The organism is Bradyrhizobium sp. USDA3010 (assembly GCF_056429065.1).
In genome coordinates this window covers 1-18,325 of sequence record NZ_JBWJZD010000073.1, presented here as the reverse complement: position 1 = coordinate 18,325, position 18,325 = coordinate 1, and the positions used below count along the sequence as shown (strand labels likewise).

The 18,325-nt window shown below is 63.6% G+C and carries 15 protein-coding genes and 1 pseudogene; 10 read left to right on the top strand and 6 right to left on the bottom strand.

The annotated features are described in order from the left end of the window. Positions 1 to 140 precede the first annotated feature (140 nt). Positions 141 to 914, top strand: coding sequence for a LysR substrate-binding domain-containing protein (locus AC066Y_RS41495; RefSeq protein WP_478278882.1), 774 nt, complete (start codon positions 141 to 143; stop codon positions 912 to 914). 683 nt (positions 915 to 1,597) lie between these two features. Here the strand turns inward: AC066Y_RS41495 and AC066Y_RS41490 are convergent. Continuing rightward, positions 1,598 to 2,839, bottom strand: a complete 1,242-nt coding sequence (locus AC066Y_RS41490) for an LLM class flavin-dependent oxidoreductase (protein WP_212312116.1) — start codon at positions 2,837 to 2,839, stop codon at positions 1,598 to 1,600. A 272-nt stretch (positions 2,840 to 3,111) separates the two neighbouring features. Here AC066Y_RS41490 and AC066Y_RS41485 point away from each other — a divergent pair, with 272 nt between their 5' ends. Together AC066Y_RS41485 and AC066Y_RS41480 are read left to right on the top strand one after the other, a co-directional pair. After that, positions 3,112 to 4,518, top strand: a complete 1,407-nt coding sequence (locus tag AC066Y_RS41485; protein ID WP_478278881.1) for an MFS transporter — start codon at positions 3,112 to 3,114, stop codon at positions 4,516 to 4,518. 210 nt (positions 4,519 to 4,728) lie between these two features. Beyond that, complete coding sequence (locus tag AC066Y_RS41480; protein WP_478278880.1) at positions 4,729 to 5,904, top strand: extracellular catalytic domain type 1 short-chain-length polyhydroxyalkanoate depolymerase; 1,176 nt, start codon at positions 4,729 to 4,731, stop codon at positions 5,902 to 5,904. A 15-nt stretch (positions 5,905 to 5,919) separates the two neighbouring features. Here AC066Y_RS41480 and AC066Y_RS41475 read toward each other — a convergent pair whose 3' ends face one another. Next, positions 5,920 to 6,588 (bottom strand): MBL fold metallo-hydrolase, encoded by a 669-nt coding sequence (locus AC066Y_RS41475; RefSeq protein WP_478278879.1) that lies wholly within the window; start codon positions 6,586 to 6,588, stop codon positions 5,920 to 5,922. A 175-nt stretch (positions 6,589 to 6,763) separates the two neighbouring features. Between AC066Y_RS41475 and AC066Y_RS41470 the strand changes: the two genes are divergently transcribed. After that, complete coding sequence (locus AC066Y_RS41470) at positions 6,764 to 7,576, top strand: RMD1 family protein (protein ID WP_092120381.1); 813 nt, start codon at positions 6,764 to 6,766, stop codon at positions 7,574 to 7,576. Positions 7,577 to 7,683: 107 nt separating this feature from the next. Next, positions 7,684 to 9,291 (top strand): alpha-amylase family glycosyl hydrolase, encoded by a 1,608-nt coding sequence (locus tag AC066Y_RS41465; protein ID WP_478278878.1) that lies wholly within the window; start codon positions 7,684 to 7,686, stop codon positions 9,289 to 9,291. Positions 9,292 to 9,387: 96 nt separating this feature from the next. Here AC066Y_RS41465 and AC066Y_RS41460 read toward each other — a convergent pair whose 3' ends face one another. Next, a complete protein-coding gene (locus tag AC066Y_RS41460; RefSeq protein WP_478278877.1) occupies positions 9,388 to 11,079 on the bottom strand; it encodes an alpha-amylase family protein in 1,692 nt (563 codons plus the stop codon). A 130-nt stretch (positions 11,080 to 11,209) separates the two neighbouring features. Between AC066Y_RS41460 and AC066Y_RS41455 the strand changes: the two genes are divergently transcribed. Further along, the gene (locus AC066Y_RS41455) at positions 11,210 to 11,692 is read left to right on the top strand and encodes an MmcB family DNA repair protein (RefSeq protein ID WP_478278876.1); all 483 of its coding nucleotides are present in this window, start codon (positions 11,210 to 11,212) and stop codon (positions 11,690 to 11,692) included. 206 nt (positions 11,693 to 11,898) lie between these two features. On the opposite strand, the gene AC066Y_RS41450 is transcribed toward AC066Y_RS41455, so the two are convergent. Together AC066Y_RS41450 and AC066Y_RS41445 are read right to left on the bottom strand one after the other, a co-directional pair. Next, positions 11,899 to 12,453 carry an ActR/PrrA/RegA family redox response regulator transcription factor gene (locus AC066Y_RS41450; RefSeq protein WP_016845514.1) on the bottom strand — a complete coding sequence of 185 codons (555 nt, stop codon included), beginning with the start codon at positions 12,451 to 12,453 and terminating at the stop codon, positions 11,899 to 11,901. Positions 12,454 to 12,587: 134 nt separating this feature from the next. Beyond that, the gene (locus AC066Y_RS41445) at positions 12,588 to 13,907 is read right to left on the bottom strand and encodes an ActS/PrrB/RegB family redox-sensitive histidine kinase (protein ID WP_478278875.1); all 1,320 of its coding nucleotides are present in this window, start codon (positions 13,905 to 13,907) and stop codon (positions 12,588 to 12,590) included. A 106-nt stretch (positions 13,908 to 14,013) separates the two neighbouring features. Here AC066Y_RS41445 and AC066Y_RS41440 point away from each other — a divergent pair, with 106 nt between their 5' ends. The 4 genes from AC066Y_RS41440 (at position 14,014) to AC066Y_RS41425 (ending at position 18,166) form a co-directional block, all read left to right on the top strand. Then, positions 14,014 to 14,850, top strand: a complete 837-nt coding sequence (locus AC066Y_RS41440; RefSeq protein WP_478278874.1) for an ABC transporter ATP-binding protein — start codon at positions 14,014 to 14,016, stop codon at positions 14,848 to 14,850. After that, positions 14,847 to 15,671 (top strand): ABC transporter permease, encoded by an 825-nt coding sequence (locus tag AC066Y_RS41435; RefSeq protein WP_478278873.1) that lies wholly within the window; start codon positions 14,847 to 14,849, stop codon positions 15,669 to 15,671. The genes AC066Y_RS41440 and AC066Y_RS41435 overlap by 4 nt, the downstream gene beginning before the upstream one ends. Positions 15,672 to 15,799: 128 nt before the next feature. After that, positions 15,800 to 17,128, top strand: coding sequence for a polyhydroxyalkanoate depolymerase (locus AC066Y_RS41430; protein WP_478278872.1), 1,329 nt, complete (start codon positions 15,800 to 15,802; stop codon positions 17,126 to 17,128). A 198-nt stretch (positions 17,129 to 17,326) separates the two neighbouring features. Next, positions 17,327 to 18,166 (top strand): M48 family metallopeptidase, encoded by an 840-nt coding sequence (locus AC066Y_RS41425; RefSeq protein ID WP_298370591.1) that lies wholly within the window; start codon positions 17,327 to 17,329, stop codon positions 18,164 to 18,166. 36 nt (positions 18,167 to 18,202) lie between these two features. Here the strand turns inward: AC066Y_RS41425 and AC066Y_RS41420 are convergent. Further along, a pseudogene (locus AC066Y_RS41420) lies at positions 18,203 to 18,325 on the bottom strand (IS481 family transposase); the annotation flags it as partial.

The window sequence follows — 18,325 nt, the reverse complement described above, 5'->3', positions numbered from 1 at the left end:
TGGCGGGCGTGGTGTTCGCGGCTGAAGGTGATGGGGTTGGCTTTGCAACCGAATCCTACGCCGCATCAGCGCTTTACACCACGCTCGCCAGCCTCTCAGGCGCCTCTGACGAATAAGACGGGCTAGAGACGGAGCTCGGAGTGCAGTTGTTCGTGCGCGGACCGCGCGGCATCGAACTGACGCCATCGGGGCGCGTGTTTCTTGACCATGCGCGAGTGGCTCTGCTGCAGGTCGAGGCCGCCGGCGAAGCCGCAAGGCGCGCCGCCCAGCCGGCGAAATCGGCCTTCTCGATCGGGTTTCTTACCGGGTACGAGATGGACTGGCTTCCGGCGGTAATGGGTATCTTACGTGGTAAGCTGCCGAGCACGGAAATCACCATCCGTAGCGAGGACTCTCCCGACCTCGCGGCGGGATTGATGCGGGGCAAGATCGACCTTGCGTTCATGCGCCCGGAGAAGAGCGCGGCGGGCCTTCAGTTCAAGTTGCTTCGTCATGATCCGATCCTGGTCATGATGCCACGAGACCATCCGCTCGCGGCGCGCTCCTCGGTTCGTCCGAAGGATTTGGCAGGACAGAGCTACATCGGAGTATCTGCGGCGAGGGCGCCAACGCTGCGCTCGGCGATCAATGACTTTTTCACGCGACACGGCTTGGCGATAGAAACGGCGCACCAGGCGGAGAATCTAGCCATGGCTATTTCGCTGATCGCCTCCACTGGGGGCATCTGCCTTCTTCCGCTCTACGCGCAGAACTTGCTCCCGAAAACCATCGTCTGCCGTCCGATTCAGGGTGCGCCGCCGCTGGTCGATCTGGTGATCGGCTACAATGAAGGTAACCGTTCGCCGTTGCTGGAGTTTGTTCTTTCGAGGGTAGACGAGATCAAGTTTCAGGCGTTGAGGCACGAGGGAGGATGATGCTCGAGGAGAGCGCTCCGCTTGAAGAGAAGGCGTCAGGGCAGACATCCGGGATTCCGTTCTGAATCTGGATCTCGAAAATCAGGCTGCGACAAATTAACCCGACGGGCAAATCAGCGCTTCCGTCGTCGGGCAAATCAGATGTTCAATTCCGTCCGTCCCACCCGATCGAGGGGCGCTTCGCGATCGTCACGAGCGCGGTGTGGGATGCGGTGGACGCTGATTGCGCAGTCGACGAATGCGCATGAAGCGGACGGCGAAATCGTGCAGGCCTGACGCCCTAGTGGTAGGTGTCCTCGTGCAAACGCAATTGCGTTTGCGCAGGCGGTGACAACAAAGCCCAGTCTCGCCGGGGAGAGCACGTATAAGCCGTAACCCATCGCGCAGGGAAAGCCGGGTTGTTTCCGGTTACACCTGTGGTCCTACCCCCGTGCTTTCTACCCTGGATCACCCGCTTCGCGGGTGATGACATCGCGTTGTTTGGCATCTTGAATCGCGAACCGTCCATCGCGTCGTCCTGGCGAAAGCCAAGACCCATTACCCCAACTGCGCATTATCGAGCGATGCTGGGGCTACGATCCCGTTCACAATCAAAGACGGTGGTTATGGGTCCTGGCTTTCGCCAGGACGACGATTGTGGATGTGGCGTTGTTCCTTTCGCCCTTTCGGGCGAGGGACACAACTCACACCTTCTGCTTCGCCGCTTCCTTCGCGAGGTCAGGCGCATTCACGGCCGGGATCGCGACGCGGCCGGTGCCGGTATGCTGAAGCGCGGCGGCGGCCTTGTCGTTCTGCATGATCTTGGCCATGACAGCCTGGCCGGCGCGTTCGAACACCGCGCGGTTGTCGATCACGAACTGGCGCGACTTGCGCAGGCCGTCGATATAGCCGTTGATCTCGGGCACCACATAGCGCGCGACCATGTCCCAGCTGCGGCGGGTGTTTTCCGGATTGGCCCAGTCATGGGCGAAGCCGATGATCGAGCCGACGCCGCCGGAGACGTCGACCAGGTTCTTGATCATCTTGATCAGATCATCCGGCGTGCCGATGGTGGAGGCAGCACCTTCGACGAAGGCGGTCTTGTCGACGGCTTCGTCCGGCGAGGCGAACGCGGTCAGGCCCGGCCGCATCAGGGTGCCGACGTTATATTCGTTGTGCCAGCGCAGCAGCCCGGCGCCGGCCTCGCGCCGCGCCTGCTCGCGGGTCTCGGCGATGTGCCAGGACAGCAGCACGCGCCAGTTGGCGCGGCTCACCGTGGTGCCGGCCTTCTTGGCGGCGTCCTCGGCAAACTGCCATTGCTGCGGCAGCGCCATCAGGCCCTGGGTCGACATCGAGCCCAGCGAGATGATGCCGATGCCGTATTTTCCGGCGAGCGTCATGCCCGACGGCGAAATCTGCGAGGCCACTACGAACGGCATGTCCTCCTGCAGCGGCAGGATCTGCAGCGCGGCGTCGTGCATCTCGAACCAGTCGGTCTTCGCGGTAACGCGCTCGCCGTTGAACAGACGGCGGATCACCGCGATCGCCTCGTCCTGGCGGTCGCGCTGGGTCATCGGGTCGATGCCGAGCGTATGCGCGTCGGAGGCGAGCGCGCCGGGGCCGGAGCCGAAGATGGCACGGCCGCCGGTCATGTGGTCGAGCTGCACCATGCGCTGCGCGACGTTAAAGGGATGGTGATAGGGCAGCGAGATCACGCCGGTGCCGAGCTTGATGCGCTTGGTGCGCTCGCCGGCCGCGGCCAGGAACATTTCCGGCGAGGCGATCGTCTCCCAGCCCGAGGAATGGTGCTCGCCGCACCAGAACTCGTCGTAACCGAGCGCGTCGAGCTGTTCGACGAAATCGAGATCGCGGCGGAATTGCAACATCGGATGCTCGCCGATCGGGTGATGCGGGGCGAGGAAGGCTCCGAACTTGAGGCGCGCCATGGATCGTTCTCTCCGGATGATTGTTATCGAGGGCTTTCCGCCAACCTACGGGGTGGCCCGGGGCAAGGCAATGCTCCCGGGTTGCGGCGCCCGCATGGTTGTTGCGCAAAACGGCGGCGATTGCCGCCCTCCGGAATGTTTCCCAGCGCATCAACGCAAATTGGCGCCCGTTCAGGCGTCCGTGATCCCAAGCTTACCTCGCAGGTAATCGAAGGGATGACCGGAATCTGCTGATGTCTGTTGCAACGTCATTTCGGCCAGGACCGCAACACATGCACCAGATCGTTTCGACGCGCGCGGAGACCTCCCGCCGCTGGTGGGTGCTTGCGATCGTCGTCGCCGCGCAATTCATGTTCGGCGTCGATGCCTTCATCGTCAACGTCGCGATCCCGACGATCGCGGCTGAGCTGCACGCGACGCCGGCGCAGATCGAGGCCGTGATCGCGATCTATCTGATCGCCTATGCCACGCTGGTGGTCACCGGCGGCCGGCTCGGCGATATCCATGGCACAAGGAACGTGTTCATCGCCGGCGTCGCGGGCTTCTCGGTGACCTCGCTGTGGTGCGGTCTCGCGCAGTCCGGACCCGAGCTGATCATCGCACGGCTGGCACAGGGTGCGACGGCGGCGCTGATGGTGCCGCAGGTGCTGGCGACGCTGCATCTGCTGTTCTCCGATGCCGCCCGTGCGCGGGCTTTCGGCATCTACGGCATCGTGCTGGGGCTCGCCGGCGCGGCCGGTTTCCTGCTCGGCGGCGTCTTGGTGACGCTTGATCTCGCCGGCCTCGGTTGGCGCGCGGTCTTCTTCGTCAACGTGCCGTTCGGCGTCATCATCATCGCAGCCGCGCTGAAGATCATGCCGACGGTGCCGCGCCGATCCGGCACACGGCTCGATATCCCCGGCGCGATCGTGCTGTTTACGGGCCTGCTGTGCCTGATCGGGCCACTGCTGTTCGGTCACGATCTAAATTGGACGGCGTGGATTTGGCTGGTGATGGCGGCGGGCGTCGCCGTCATTGCGGCCTTCGTGCGGCTCGAGCGCAGCGTCGCGCGCCGCGGCGGCATGCCGCTGATCGACCTGTCGCTGTTGTCGGATCGCGCCTTCATGCGCGGCCTGGTCGCGGTGTTTTTCTTCTTCTTTGCCAACCTGTCCTTCTACCTGATCATGACCATGTTCATGCAGAAGGGCTTGCAGATCCCGCCATTGCAGGCCGGGCTGGTGTTCGTGCCGCTGGCGCTGACCTTCGTGATCGCCTCGCGTCACAGCGGCATGCGCGCGAGGCGCCGCGGCACGCTGGTGCTGATCGAGGGCTGCGCGCTGCAGATCGTTGGCCTCGGTGTGCTGGTCGCGACGGTTCAGGCGATCGCATCGCCGTCGGCGCTCTTGCTCGCGCTGGTGTTGATGATCTTCGGCTACGGTCAGGGCCTGGTGATGGCGCCGCTGTCGAGTGCGGTGCTCTCGAGCGTGAAGCCCGCAAGCGCCGGCGCCGGCTCCGGCATGTATGGCACGACGACGCAGATCGGCAACGCGGCCGGCGTCGCCGCGATCGGCGCGGTGTTCTTCGCCGTGGAGAGCACGACATCAGCGCATCTGGCGTTGTTTACGGCATGCGCATTGTTTGTGCTGTCGATCACTATTTCAGCCGCATTTCTGTCATGGATGCGACGTGCCACAGCATGAATCCGCAGCCGCGTGGCGCACATTCTTGAAAAGTTGGTGCTCAAACAAGGTGCTGAGGCAACTATTTCGATCAGCCTGCAGCGCGATCACGCGTTAACGCCGATTCTCACATTTCCGCAGGGAAAGACAGCGCACGGTCTTTTCATTTTGCAGTGCAGCAATTATCTGATTGGGTGACACAGAAAGAATAAATCACCTCAGGAGTTGCTGTTGTCCCTGGTCAACAACGTCGAATTTTTGCGTCATCTGCCCAAGATGAACGCGTTCAGCGGTCTCGGCGCGCTTGCGCCGGCCGTGCCGACGCCGCTCGTCGAGACGACCGAATTCGGCGTCAACCCCGGCGATCTGAAGATGTTCTCGTTCGTGCCCGCGCAGCTGGCGCGATCGCCCTCGCTCGTCGTGGTGCTGCATGGCTGCGGCCAGACGGCTGCGTCCTACGATCTCGGCGCCGGCTGGTCGACATTGGCGAAGCATTACGGCTTTGCGCTGCTGATGCCGGAGCAGCAGGCGATCAACAACGGCAACACCTGCTTCAACTGGTTCAATCCGCAGGATATCGCGCGCGGGCAGGGCGAGGCCGCTTCGATCCGGCAGATGATCGCGCACATGGTGGGCGCGCATCAGATCGACCCGCGGCGCATCTATGTGACGGGGCTGTCCGCCGGCGGCGCGATGGCCTCGGTCATGCTCGCGACCTATCCGGATGTGTTCGCGGCGGGCGCCGTCATTGCCGGCCTGCCGTTCGGCGTCGCCACCGATCTGCGCGAGGCGCTCAATGCGATGATGCATGCGAGCGCACTGTCCGCGCCCGAGCTCGGCGGTCTCGTTCGCAACGCGTCCACGCATAGCGGCGCCTGGCCGCGGATTTCGGTGTGGCACGGCAGCGCCGACCGCACCGTGCATCCCGGCAATGCCGATGCAATCGTCCGGCAATGGCTCGACGTGCACGGCCTGCCGCTGGCGGCGATGTCGAAGGCGGATGTCGACGGCCATCCGCGCGAGGTCTGGTGGAACGCCGACGGCGAAACGCTGGTCGAATCCTTCTCCATCACCGACATGGCGCATGGCACGCCGCTCGGGCTGGCCGACAATGACGAGCGTTATGGCGTGGAGGGCGCGTTCCTGATCGAGGTCGGGATCTCCTCGTCGTATCACATCGCGAGCTTCTTCGGCCTGACCGACAAGGTCCGTCAGCCGCATATCGCGCCGACCGGAATCCCGCGCGAGCGCGCCGACACGATCTCGATGACGATACCGGTACCTACCGAAGCGCCCGAGGCCGTATCCGGCCGCAAGAGCGACCGGCCGCGCAAGCGACGGAGCAAGGGTGTCGACGTCGGCGGCGTCATCACGCGGGCGCTGACCGCCGCAGGCCTGATGAAGTAACGGTTGATGAAGTAGTTACATCTCGCCGGTCAGGAACGGGTTCGTCATCCGCTCCTGGCCGATGCTCGATCCGGCGCCATGGCCGCAGATGAAGCCGACGTCGTCGCCGAGCGGCAGCAGCTTCTGCTTGATCGACTGGATCAGCGTCGGGTGGCTGCCGCCGGGCAGGTCGGTGCGCCCGACCGAGCCGGCAAACAGCACGTCGCCGACATGGGCGAAGCGCAGCTCCTTGTTGAAGAACGCCACGCTGCCCGGCGAATGGCCGGGGCAGTGCAGGATGTCGAAGGTGAGGTCGCCGATCGAGACCTGGTCGCCCTCGTCGAGCCAGCGGTCCGGCCCGAAATTGCGCACCCCGGTCATGCCGAAGCGCTCGCCGCTCGAGACGACGTTGTCGAGCAGATATTTGTCCGCGATATGCGGGCCCTCGATCTTGACCTGCAGCGCATCGCGCAATTCGGCGGCGCCGCCGACATGGTCGATATGGCCGTGGGTCAGCCAGATCTTCTCGACCATCACGCCGGTCTGCTTGATCGCGGCCTGGATCTTCGGCACGTCGCCGCCTGGGTCGATCACCACGGCCTTCTTGGTCGGCTCGTGCCAGATGATGGTGCAGTTCTGCTCGAACAGCGTCACCGGCACGATGATCGCGCCCGCCTTCGGTTTGGTGTCGGTTGTCTCGTTCATGGGGGCACCATAGGCTACCGGAAAATGCCGTCAACACGCTCGGGAAATGCTTTTGCCCCGGCGTGTGATCCCAAAACGGACCGTGATAAGGTCACCTCCAGCAGAACACCTTCGTGAGCAGGCCGGTATGCGGTTGCTCACGATCATGCGCTAAGTCCTCGCAGTCCGGAACTTCATGACCCAGGCCCCCAACTCACCGCTCGGCGGACCCCGGACCACCGCCCGCGCCTTCTTCGTCGCGGACCGCATCAATACGTCCGGCCTCGAACGTGGCGACGTGCTGGCCACGACGCCGCTGGCGTTTCGCGTCAATGACAATGGTGTGGCGATCCTGTTCCGCTATGGCGTCGTCGTCCTGATCGGTCTCAACGCGCTGGAGGAGGATGAATTCCTGCGCAGCCTGCAGTCGCGCATGACCGGATTGTTCACGCGGCGCGAGGAGGAGATCGCGATCATCGAGCTTGCGGCCGACAGGGAAGACCAGATTCCGCCGGGCGGCCCGATCTATCTGCAAAGCCTGTCGCCGGAGCGGCTGATCCTGGTCGGCGAGGCGCTGGCCAAGAGCGTGGTGCTGGCGCGGCATGAGCGTGAGGTCCGAGCCGTCTTCGACACGACCGAGCCGTTGGCGCGCGAGCTCGCCAAGGGCGGCCAGGTCCGTGGCGGCCGCGTCGCGATCCTCAAGCATATCGGCAACGCGCTGTTGGTGCGGCATCGCGTGGCGGGACCGGTCGAGGTGTCGGAGAAGCCCGACATCCTCTGGGACAAGCCGCATCTCGAGCGGCTCTATGCCCGGCTCGAGGACGAGTACGAACTGAAGGAGCGTGCGGAATCGCTGAACCGCAAGCTCGCCGTCGTGGCCGAGACCGCGCAGGTGCTGACCGATATCATCGACACCAGCCGCTCGCTGCGGCTGGAGTTGATCATCGTCTTTCTGATCCTGTTCGAGGTGCTGATCACCATCTATCAGCTCGCAATCGCCCGCCACTGACGCATTGCAGCCATTTTTCCGTCCCGAATTGTGCGTCATCCCTGAACCGACAGGCCGCCCCGGGGCGCGGAGCGGCCTCAACCGGGCTGCGAGCTTGGGGGGACGGGATGGATCGGGACGACGGGGACTGGTGGCGGCGCGGCATCTTCTATCAGGTCTATCCGCGCTCATTCGGGGATAGCGATGGCGACGGCGTCGGCGATCTCAGGGGGATCATCGCGCGGCTGCCCTATCTGACGCGGCTTGGCGTCGACGCCGTCTGGCTGTCGCCGATCTTCCCGTCGCCGATGGCCGATTTCGGCTACGACATCTCGGATTACACCGGCATCGATCCGCTGTTCGGGACGATGGAGGATTTCGACGCGCTGGTCGCGGCCGCGCACGATTCCGGCCTCAAGCTGATCCTCGACCTGGTGCCGAACCATACATCCGATCAGCATCCCTGGTTCATCGAGGCGAAGAGCTCGCGCGATAACCCGAAACGCGACTGGTACATCTGGCGCGACCCGGCGCCGGATGGCAGTCCACCGAACAACTGGCTGTCGGAGTTCGGCGGCAGCGCCTGGACGTATGACGAGGCTTCCGGCCAGTACTATTATCACGCGTTCCTTACCCAGCAGCCTGATCTGAACTGGCGCAATGGCGAGGTGAGAGACGCGATCTATGACGTGATGCGCTTCTGGCTGCGCAAGGGCGTCGACGGTTTTCGTGTCGACGTGATCTGGCACCTGATCAAGGATGCCGAATTCCGCGACAACCCGCCGAACCCGCACTATCGCGAGGGCCGACCGCCGCACGAGAAGGTGCTGACGCAATATTCGACCGATCAGCTCGAAGTCCATGCTGTTATCACCGAGATGCGCCGCGTCACCGAGGAGTTCGACAACCGGGTGTTGATCGGCGAGATCTATCTGCCGCTGCACCGGCTGGTCGCCTATTACGGCAACGATCTGCGCGGCGCGCAGATGCCGTTCAATTTCGCGCTGCTGTCGACCTTGTGGAGCGCGCGCTCGGTCGAGCAGATCATTGCCGATTACGAAAAGGCGCTGCCGCCGGGTGCGTGGCCGAACTGGGTGCTCGGCAATCACGACCGGCCGCGGGTGGCGAGCCGGGTGGGGCCTGCGCAAGCAGCGGTCGCCGCGATGCTGCTGCTGACGCTGCGCGGCACGCCGACGCTGTATTACGGCGACGAGATCGGCATGCATCAGGTTGCGATTGCCCCTAGCGAGTTGCGTGATCCCTTCGAGAAGAACGTGCCTGGCATCGGCGTCGGCCGCGACGGCTGCCGCACCCCGATGCAATGGAGCGCCGAGCGCTATGCCGGTTTCTCGACGGCCAGGCCGTGGCTGCCGCTGGCGCAGGATTTCGCAAGCGACAATGTCGCAAGCCTGGAGGCGGAGCCGGCGTCGATCCTCAACCTCTACAAGGCGCTGATCGCGTTGCGACGAAGGCTGCCGCAGCTCGTCCATGGCGGCTATGAGCCGGTGACGGCGCACGGCGATGTCCTGCTCTACCGGCGGCGCAGCACCGAGGGCGTCGCCGTGATCGCGCTGAACTTCGGCGCGGTCCCCGCGTCGGTCTCCTCCAGCGCCATCGGCTTCAGTAACGAGGTTCTGCTCTCGACCTTCATGGACCGGCAGGGCGAGAAGGTCGAAGGCGTGCTCGACCTGCGCGGCAATGAAGGCGTAATCCTCGGCCCGCGTCAGGACGACTAAAGCGCGATGAGACCAGGTTGAATCATCATCGCGCTTTAGCTTCGTGTTTGGGCATGATCCATTCGGAAAACCGCTTCACACTTTTCCGGATCATGCCTAACGCGACGTGCGGGGCTCCTTGGTGTCGATATCGCTGCGCTTGAGCAGGTAGTCGAGCCCACCGACCCTGTACCAGCGATAGCCGTAGGCTTCGATCAGAAGCTTGTGACGGCCGGCATCGTCCGCGCGGCTGTGATCCTCGGACAGAAGGTTGACGAGGAGATTGCCTGCGTCATCGGGCAGTCCAGCGTCGAACGAAATCTCGACCGGCTTTTCCGCGAAATTGTGCACGAACAGCACCGAGTTGTTGCGCCAGTCGTAACGAATGATCAGGACGGCAGGATTTCGGGTTGCGATGATCTTGAAGTCTCCCCAGCCGACCTCGGGGACTTCCTTGCGCATGCGGATGATGCGCTCGGTCCAGTTCAACATCGAATTGGGGTCGCGCCGCTGCTTGGCGGCGTTGACGTGTTCATAGCCGTAGGGTCCCTTGTCGATCACCGGCACGCATGGCCGATCGCTTTCGGTAAAGCCGCCGTGCGGCTCGGTCGACCATTGCATCGGCGTGCGCGCGCAAGCGCGTTCGGGCAGGTCGAGATCATCGCCCATGCCGAGTTCATCGCCATAGCGGATCACGGGCGTGCCGGGAAGCGTGCACATCAGACTGTAAGCCAGTTCCAGACGTCGGCGATCGCCGACCAGCATGGGCGCAAGGCGGCGACGGATGCCGCGGTCGTAGAGCTGCATGCTCTTGTCGGGTCCGAATGCCTTGAACACCGTCTCGCGCTGCGCCTTGGTGAGGCGACCGAGGTCGAGTTCATCATGATTGCGCAGGAACAGGCCCCATTGGGCGGTTGCGGGCCGCGGCTTGGTCGCCGTCAACGCTTTCGCCAATGGTTTCGAATCAGCTGACGCCAGCGCGTAGAACAGATGCTGATTGACATGGAAGTTGAACATCATGTGCATGCGGTCGCCGTCACGCCCGAAATACTCCATGTCCGTCTCGGGCAAGACATTGGCTTCGGCGAGGATGATCGCGTTGCCCTGGCGCCATTGCAGGAATTCGCGGAACGATCGCAGCATGTCGTATTGCTCGACCGGCTTGCGCACGGAGGCGCCCTTGGTTGCGATCACGAAGGGCACGGCGTCCATGCGGAAGCCGGAGACGCCGAGTTGAATCCAGAATCCCATGATCTTGAGAATCTCGGCCTGGACATGCGGGTTCGACGTGTTGAGGTCCGGCTGGAAACCGTAGAAGCGATGGAAGTACCAGGCGGCCGCCTGCTTGTCGCGCGTCCAGGTCGATTTCTGTACCCCCGGAAACACCATGCCCGTATTGGCATTGGCGGGCTTCTTGTCCGACCAGACATACCAGTCGCGGTAAGGCGAGTCCTTTGCGCTGCGCGCCGATCGAAACCAGGCGTGCTGGTCCGAGGTGTGATTGACGACGAGATCGATGATCACGCGGATGCCACGTTGCCGGCAGCCATGGGTAAATTCGACGAAATCGCCCAGCGTGCCGTAGCGCGGATCGACGCCGTAATAGTCTGCAATGTCGTAACCATCGTCCTTGCAAGGCGAAGGCTGAAACGGCATCAGCCAGATCGCAGTGATGCCGAGCCCGTGCAGATAATCCAGACGCCGCAGCAGGCCTCTGAAATCGCCGATGCCGTCGCCGTTGGCATCCATGTAGGTGCCGACGGAGAGGCAGTAGATCACGCCGTTCTTGTACCAGAGGTCGTCGATCACCAGGCAGCCCTCATCGGTCCGCTCATGGTGGCGGCCGTGGGATAAGCGGCGAGGCGGCGGCGGGTTCCTGCTCGGAGCGTCGTTCCACTTATCCGGATCATGCTCTCGTGGAATCGGCTATTCTTGAGCGATGGAATCGCCCGCCCGCCAGATCGCGCTTGTGCCCGCGCCCGACCTACGCCAGTCGGAGACCGCGCTGGCGATCGCGCGCGGGACGGCGCGGCTTCTGAGGTCGCTGGGATTTTCCTGCATCAGCGAATTGCCGCTGCCGTCCGGCCGCCGCGCCGATCTGGTCGCGCTGAACGAACGCGGCGAGATCTGGATCGTCGAGATCAAGTCATCGCTCGAGGATCTGCGTGCCGACCAGAAATGGCAGGATTACCGGATGCATTGCGACCGGCTGTTCTTCGCCTTCACGCAGGATCTGCCGTGCGAGATTTTTCCCGCCGACACCGGCCTGATCATCGCCGACGCCTATGGCGCGGATTTGCACTGCGAGGCGCCAGAGCATCGGCTGCCGGCTGCAACCCGCAAGGCGATGACGGTGCGCTTTGCGATGGCGGCAGCGCAGCGGATCAACCGGCTGGTCGATCCGCAGGGGCATGAATTCTAAGTGCAGGCGTTATCGTGATCCGTCATCCTGAGGAGCGCGTAGCGCGTCTCGAAGGATGCACGGCCACCAGCCGGGCCGTTCATCCTTCGAGGCTCGCTGCGTTCGCACCTCAGGATGACGGCGATAAGCTTTACACACCCTATGAAACTACAAAAGCGATGGCCGGGACAAAGCCCGGCCATCGCGAAAACAAATGAAGCTATCGCTTAGCGCGGCGCGCGCTTGGCGAGGATGCGCTGCAAGGTCCGGCGGTGCATGTTGAGACGGCGCGCGGTCTCCGAGACGTTGCGGTTGCACATCTCGTAGATGCGCTGGATGTGCTCCCAGCGCACGCGGTCCGCCGACATCGGATTGGCCGGCAGCTCGGACTTCTCGGTGCCGGTCGCGAGCAGCGCGGCGACGACGTCATCGGCGTCGGCGGGCTTCGAGAGATAGTCGACTGCGCCCATCTTCACCGCGGTCACCGCGGTCGCGATGTTGCCGTAGCCGGTCAGCACGATCGCGCGCGCCTCGGGGCGCTTGCGCTTCAACGCCGAGACGACGTCGAGGCCGTTGCCGTCGCCGAGACGGAGGTCGACGACCGCGAAAGCGGGCGCGGCGCGGCCGATCTCGGCGAGACCATCAGACACCGTGTCGCATGACTTCACCGCGAAACCGCGCGTCTCCATCGCGCGCGACAGGCGTTCCAGGAACGGCTTGTCGTCCTCGACGATGAGGAGCGAGCGGTCGGCATGGTCATTCAGTTCAGTGATGGCGTTCACGGTCCATTTTTCCCTGTGGCAGACGGCTGTTATATGGGGTCCTACTGCGGCGCTGCCAAGGCAGCCGAAAGTCGCGTGCAACTCTGGAAAGAGCGATGCATCCGGTATGCCAGAGTTGCGATTAAGAATCGTTCTTAGGCTTCGGGTTCGTCGGCCGGCGCGGCTTCCTCGAAGCGCTCGCGGGGCCAGACGATCTGCACCACGGCGCCGTGATCGGGGAAGGTCCGATTGGTAAACGACACCTTGGCGCCGGTGCGTTCCAGCAGCGTCCTTGCAATGAAAACACCCAGACCCAGGCCGCCACGGGCATTTTGGGCCTCATCTGCGCCCCGGCGGCGCGACAAATACGGCTCGCCGATCCGCTTCAGCATGTCAGGCGCGATGCCCGGGCCGTCGTCGGAGACGACGATCTCGATCGTTTCGGCGTTCCACCACGCGTTCACCTCGACGGTCTGGTGCGCGAAATCGACCGCATTTTCGAGAATGTTTCCGACGCCATAAAGGATCGCCGGATTACGCGCGGCGACCGGTTCGCGCGTTGCTGCGACAGCAAGCCGCACCTTGATGTTGATGCCGAAATCGCGATGCGGCGCCACCGCCTCCTCGATCAGGGTCGACAGCTTCATGGTGTCGAACGGCGCGCCGCTCGATGACAATTGCGCAATCTTGCTCAGGATGTCGCGGCAGCGCTGCGCCTGTTCGCGCACCGTCTTGAGGTCGTCGGCGATCGCCGGGTCGTGCACCGTCTTCTCGAGTTCGCGCGAGATCAGGAAGATCGTCGACAGCGGCGTGCCAAGTTCATGCGCGGCGGCGGCGGCGAGACCGTCGAGCTGGGTCAGATGCTGCTCGCGCGTCAGGATCAGCTCGGTCGCGGCAAGCGCGTCGGAGAGCTGGCGGGCCTCCTCCGTCACCTGGAATGCGTAAAGGCTGGTGACGCCGATCGCGAGCAGGATCGAGAGCCAGACGCCGATCAGATAGATCGGCGGCAGCACCAGCGGGTCGTCGCCGTCCCAGGGCAGCGGCAGATGGTAGAAGAACAGCGCCGAGGCGCAGGCGACCGCAAGGCAGCCGAGCGCGATTGTCAGGCGGATCGGCAACACGGTCGCCGAGATCAGGACCGGCGCCAGAAACAGGAACGAGAACGGGTTCTGCAAGCCCCCGGTGAAGTACAGCAGACCGCCGAGCTCGACGATGTTGAAGGCGAGCAGGGCCGCGGCATAGACCGGCTCCAGCCGCTGCATCGGGTTGAACGCGACCTGCAGCGCCAGGTTGAGCAGTGCCGAGAACGTCACGATGATGACGCAGGGGACGATCGGAACGTCGAATTCCAGTCCTTGGGCCACGATGAAGATCGCGACGAGCTGGCCGAGCGCGGCGAGCCAGCGCAGCCGCAGGATCGTATCCAGGCGGACATAGCGGCGAGGTTGGCGGAAATCGGAAGCGAAGTCGGTCATCTCAGGGACTTTAGCTGTGCCGTGGGCGGCGCACAAATTCGCGACTTAGCGCAAGGACGCCGGGCAAGCCTTGCGCTTATTGTCGCAATGCCCCAATGACGGCGATATGCAACAGCGCGGGACAGGTCAGGCGCAAGCGCCTGCGGCCAATCAAGCGCCCAACCAGGCGCCCGCGGCCGATCGGGACGGATCGACCGCGATCGACGTTGCGCATCTGGTCAAGATCTACAAGACCACGCGCGCGGTCGACGATATCTCCTTCCGCATCGCGCGCGGTAGCATCACCGGCCTGCTCGGCGGCAACGGCGCCGGCAAGACCACGACGATCGCGATGATCATGGGGCTGGTGCTGCCGACCTCGGGCAGCGTCACGGTGCTGGGCGCAAGAATCCCCGAGCAGCGCTATGATGTGCTCGGCCGGATGAATTTCGAGAGCCCCTATGTCGACATGCCGATGCGCCTCACGGTGCGGCAGAACCTGACCATCTTCGGCCGCCTCTATGCCGTGCAGCATCTGCGCGAGCGGATCGAGCAGCTCGCGGCTGATCTCGATCTGACGGAATTCCTCGACCGCTCCAACGGCAAGCTCTCCGCCGGGCAGAAGACCCGTGTCGCGCTGGCGAAGGCGCTGATCAACGAGCCGGACCTGCTGCTACTCGACGAGCCGACCGCATCGCTCGACCCGGATACCGCCGACTGGGTGCGGCAGCACCTCGAGACCTACCGCAAGACCCATAACGCGACCATCCTGCTGGCCTCGCACAACATGCTGGAGGTCGAGCGCCTCTGCGACCGCGTCATCATCATGAAGCGCGGCAAGATCGAAGACGACGACAGCCCCGAGGGGATCATGGCGCGCTACAACCGCGACACGCTGGAAGAGGTGTTTCTCGACGTGGCGCGCGGCCGCCTCCGGGAGGGCGCGCCAGAGGGCACACCATGAGCGAGATCGTCAGCCATCAGCCGCGCGGCATTTCACTGCAACGCATCAACGCGATGGTGCTGCGCTATTGGTATCTCCTGATGTCGTCATGGCCGCGGCTGCTGGAACTGGTCTACTGGCCAGCCTTGCAGATCATCACCTGGGGCTTCCTGCAGAACTACATCTCGCAGGCATCCGGCTTCTTCGCCAAGGCGGGCGGCACGCTGATCGGCGCCGTGATCCTGTGGGACATCCTGTTTCGCGGCCAGCTCGGCTTCTCCATCTCGTTCCTGGAAGAGATGTGGGCGCGCAATCTCGGCAACCTGATGATGAGCCCGCTGAAGCCGATCGAATTCCTGCTCTCACTGATGATCATGAGCCTGATCCGGCTCGCCATCGGCGTGATCCCGATGACGCTGCTGGCGCTGTTCTTTTTCGGCTTCAACTTCTACGCCATCGGGCTGCCGCTGATCGCGTTCTTCTGCAATCTGATCTTCACGAGCTGGTCGGCCGGCGTGTTCGCCTCGGGTCTTGTGCTGCGCAACGGGCTCGGCGCGGAGAGCATCGTCTGGACGCTGATGTTCGCGGTGATGCCGCTCGCCTGCATTTACTATCCGGTCGAGGTGCTGCCGGTCTGGCTGCAATATGTCGCCTGGACGTTGCCGCCGACCTATGTGTTCGAAGGCATGCGGTCGCTGCTGATCGATCACGTCTTCCGTGCCGACCTGATGGCCTGGGCGTTGGTCATCAACGCCGTCCTGTTCGTTGCCTCTTTTGCAGTCTTCCTTGCCCTTTTGCAGAGCGCCAAGCGCAACGGATCGCTGCTCGGGGGTGGTGAATAAATGTCACTTTCCCGTGGATTCTCGGTGTTTTAGCCCGATATCGACCCCATATTCGGCTCGCGGCGCATTGACGCATTGTTGCGCATTGGTCAGTATGCTGCGGCGCAAAACAGGGGTCTGAAAATACTATGCCCATCGGTGAATTTGGCGGTGCCCCGCCACTAGCGGCGGAAGGCAGCCCGGCACTCACGACGCCGCTGTACTGGATGTATGAGATGGCGCATGCGTCGCTCAATCCGGTGCGCGCCGTCACCGACGCCACCAAGATCCTGTTTCAGAATCCGCTCAATCCGTGGACGCACACCGAGTTCGGCAAATCGATCGCCGCCGGTTGCGAATTGTTCGAGCGGACCACGCGCCGCTACGGCAAGCCGGATTGGAACCTGCCGACGACCGAGGTCAACGGCATCCGCACGGCGGTCGAGGTTCGCACCGTCTGGGAAAAGCCGTTCTGCCGTCTGCTGCATTTCGATCGCAAGCTGACGCGTCCGCTGCGCTCGCCGCAGCCGCGCGTGCTGATCGTGGCGCCGATGTCGGGCCATTATGCGACGCTGCTGCGTGGCACGGTCGAAGCGTTCCTGCCGACGCATGAAGTCTACATCACCGACTGGGCCGATGCGCGCATGGTGCCGCTCGCGGAGGGCCGGTTCGATCTCGACGACTATGTCGACTACGTGATCGAGATGCTGCACGCGCTCGGCGGCAACATGCACGTCGTCGCGGTGTGCCAGCCCTCGGTTCCGGTCGTTGCGGCCGTCTCCGTCATGGAAGCCAACCACGACCCGTTCGTGCCGCTGTCGATGACGCTGATGGGCGGCCCGATCGACACAAGGCGCAACCCGACCGCGGTCAACAACCTCGCGGAAGAGCGCGGCATCGAATGGTTCCGCAACAATGTCATCACCAAGGTGCCGTTCCCGCATCCGGGCGTGATGCGCGACGTCTATCCGGGCTTCCTGCAGCTCAACGGCTTCATCAGCATGAACCTGGATCGGCACATGGACGCGCACAAGGCGCTGTTCGCCAATCTGGTGAAGGGTGACGGCGATCTCGTCGACAAGCACCGTGAATTCTATGACGAGTATCTCGCGGTGATGGACCTCACCGCCGAGTATTACCTGCAGACCGTCGACCTCGTCTTCGTCAAGCACGCGCTGCCGAAGGGCGAGATGACCCATCGCGGCAAGCCGGTCGATCCGTCGAAGATCCGCCGCGTCGCGCTGATGACGGTCGAAGGCGAGAAGGACGACATCTCCGGCCTCGGCCAGACCGAGGCAACGCACGCGCTCTGCACCGCGATTCCGAGCCATCGCCGCGTGCATTATGTGCAGAAGGGCGTCGGGCACTACGGCGTGTTCAATGGCTCACGGTTCCGCTCCGAAATCGTGCCGCGGATCTCCGATTTCATGGTTTCGGCGGCCAATACGCGGCTTTCCCTGGTCGCCGCGGCCGAATAGGTATCGCCGCGGCCGCGATTATCGCGGTCGCGCAAGTCACTGATTTAACTAAAAGAATCTCAAATCAGCTCAGGCTCAAGTGATGAATTTGATTTCATCTCTTGGGCCTTTTTCGTGACTCCGATTCATCGAAAAAAATCCGGTTCCGCCCCCTGCCGGTAGAGGTCAATTAACGGCCAACCCCTGTATATTGGGCAAATGATTTGTTTTTGCGCCGAGCGCTTTCCTTGGCGGCGGATATGGCAAAGTTCGGGCGAACTCCTGCTCCCCGGACTCTCAGAAATGGCTACTCGCGCGCTCCTCTATCGGCGGCCTGCCGAACCCGCGACCGTATTGGTCAGACACGGCTCCCAGTTCTTCACCGTCAGGCTGCGCCGGCACCGGCGCGCGCGCCGCTATACGCTCAGGATTCATCCAACCGATCGCGAAGCGATCCTGACCATGCCGCCGCGCGGCACGATCGTGGAAGCCAAGGAGTTCGCCAATATCCATGGCGGCTGGATCGCAGCCCGTCTTGGCCGTTTGCCGAAGGCGGCGCCGTTTCAGCCCGGCACCGTGGTGCCGTTGCGCGGCGTGCCGCATCGTCTGGTGCATCGCTCGGGAGAACGCGGCACGGTCTGGACCGAGACGCGCGACAGCGGCGAGAAGGTCCTGTGCGTCGCCGGTGGCGTCGAGCACATGGATCGCCGGGTGCATGACTTCCTCAAGCGCGAGGCGCGCAAGGATCTGCAGAAGGCGGCGCAGCTGCACGCCGCGGAACTCGGGGTGCGGGTCCGGCGGATCTCGATCCGCGACCAGTCGAGCCGTTGGGGCTCGTGCACCTCGGCCGGTTCGCTGTCGTTCTCGTGGCGGCTGATCCTGGCGCCGCCCTTCGTGCTCGATTACCTCGCCGCCCATGAGGTCGCGCATCTCGTCGAGATGAACCACTCGGCGCGGTTCTGGCGGGTGGTCGACAAGGTCTGCGCGTCGGTCACGCGCGCCAAGAACTGGCTCGACACCTACGGCAACGACCTGCATCGCTACGGGATTCAGGAGTAGGCGGCGCTGTCTCCGCTGTCATCGCCCGCGGAATGTTTAGACCGGAGACATGGCTGACACCTGTTCCGACACATCACTGACAGGTTCGCCATTGGTCAAGTCGATTGATGCGACCTGCCAGCTAGCGAAGAAGATTCCGTAGTTGCCGTCGCGATCGAG

Excerpts from the sequence above, each read along its gene's own strand:
- AC066Y_RS41490 (WP_212312116.1), bottom strand. The coding sequence starts at position 2,839 with ATGGCGCGCCTCAAGTTCGGAGCCTTCCTCGCCCCGCATCACCCGATC.
- AC066Y_RS41485 (WP_478278881.1), top strand. The coding sequence starts at position 3,112 with ATGCACCAGATCGTTTCGACGCGCGCGGAGACCTCCCGCCGCTGGTGG.
- AC066Y_RS41475 (WP_478278879.1), bottom strand. The coding sequence starts at position 6,588 with ATGAACGAGACAACCGACACCAAACCGAAGGCGGGCGCGATCATCGTG.
- AC066Y_RS41470 (WP_092120381.1), top strand. The coding sequence starts at position 6,764 with ATGACCCAGGCCCCCAACTCACCGCTCGGCGGACCCCGGACCACCGCC.
- AC066Y_RS41465 (WP_478278878.1), top strand. The coding sequence starts at position 7,684 with ATGGATCGGGACGACGGGGACTGGTGGCGGCGCGGCATCTTCTATCAG.
- AC066Y_RS41455 (WP_478278876.1), top strand. The coding sequence starts at position 11,210 with ATGGAATCGCCCGCCCGCCAGATCGCGCTTGTGCCCGCGCCCGACCTA.
- AC066Y_RS41445 (WP_478278875.1), bottom strand. The coding sequence starts at position 13,907 with ATGACCGACTTCGCTTCCGATTTCCGCCAACCTCGCCGCTATGTCCGC.
- AC066Y_RS41440 (WP_478278874.1), top strand. The coding sequence starts at position 14,014 with ATGCAACAGCGCGGGACAGGTCAGGCGCAAGCGCCTGCGGCCAATCAA.
- AC066Y_RS41435 (WP_478278873.1), top strand. The coding sequence starts at position 14,847 with ATGAGCGAGATCGTCAGCCATCAGCCGCGCGGCATTTCACTGCAACGC.
- AC066Y_RS41430 (WP_478278872.1), top strand. The coding sequence starts at position 15,800 with ATGCCCATCGGTGAATTTGGCGGTGCCCCGCCACTAGCGGCGGAAGGC.
- AC066Y_RS41425 (WP_298370591.1), top strand. The coding sequence starts at position 17,327 with ATGATTTGTTTTTGCGCCGAGCGCTTTCCTTGGCGGCGGATATGGCAA.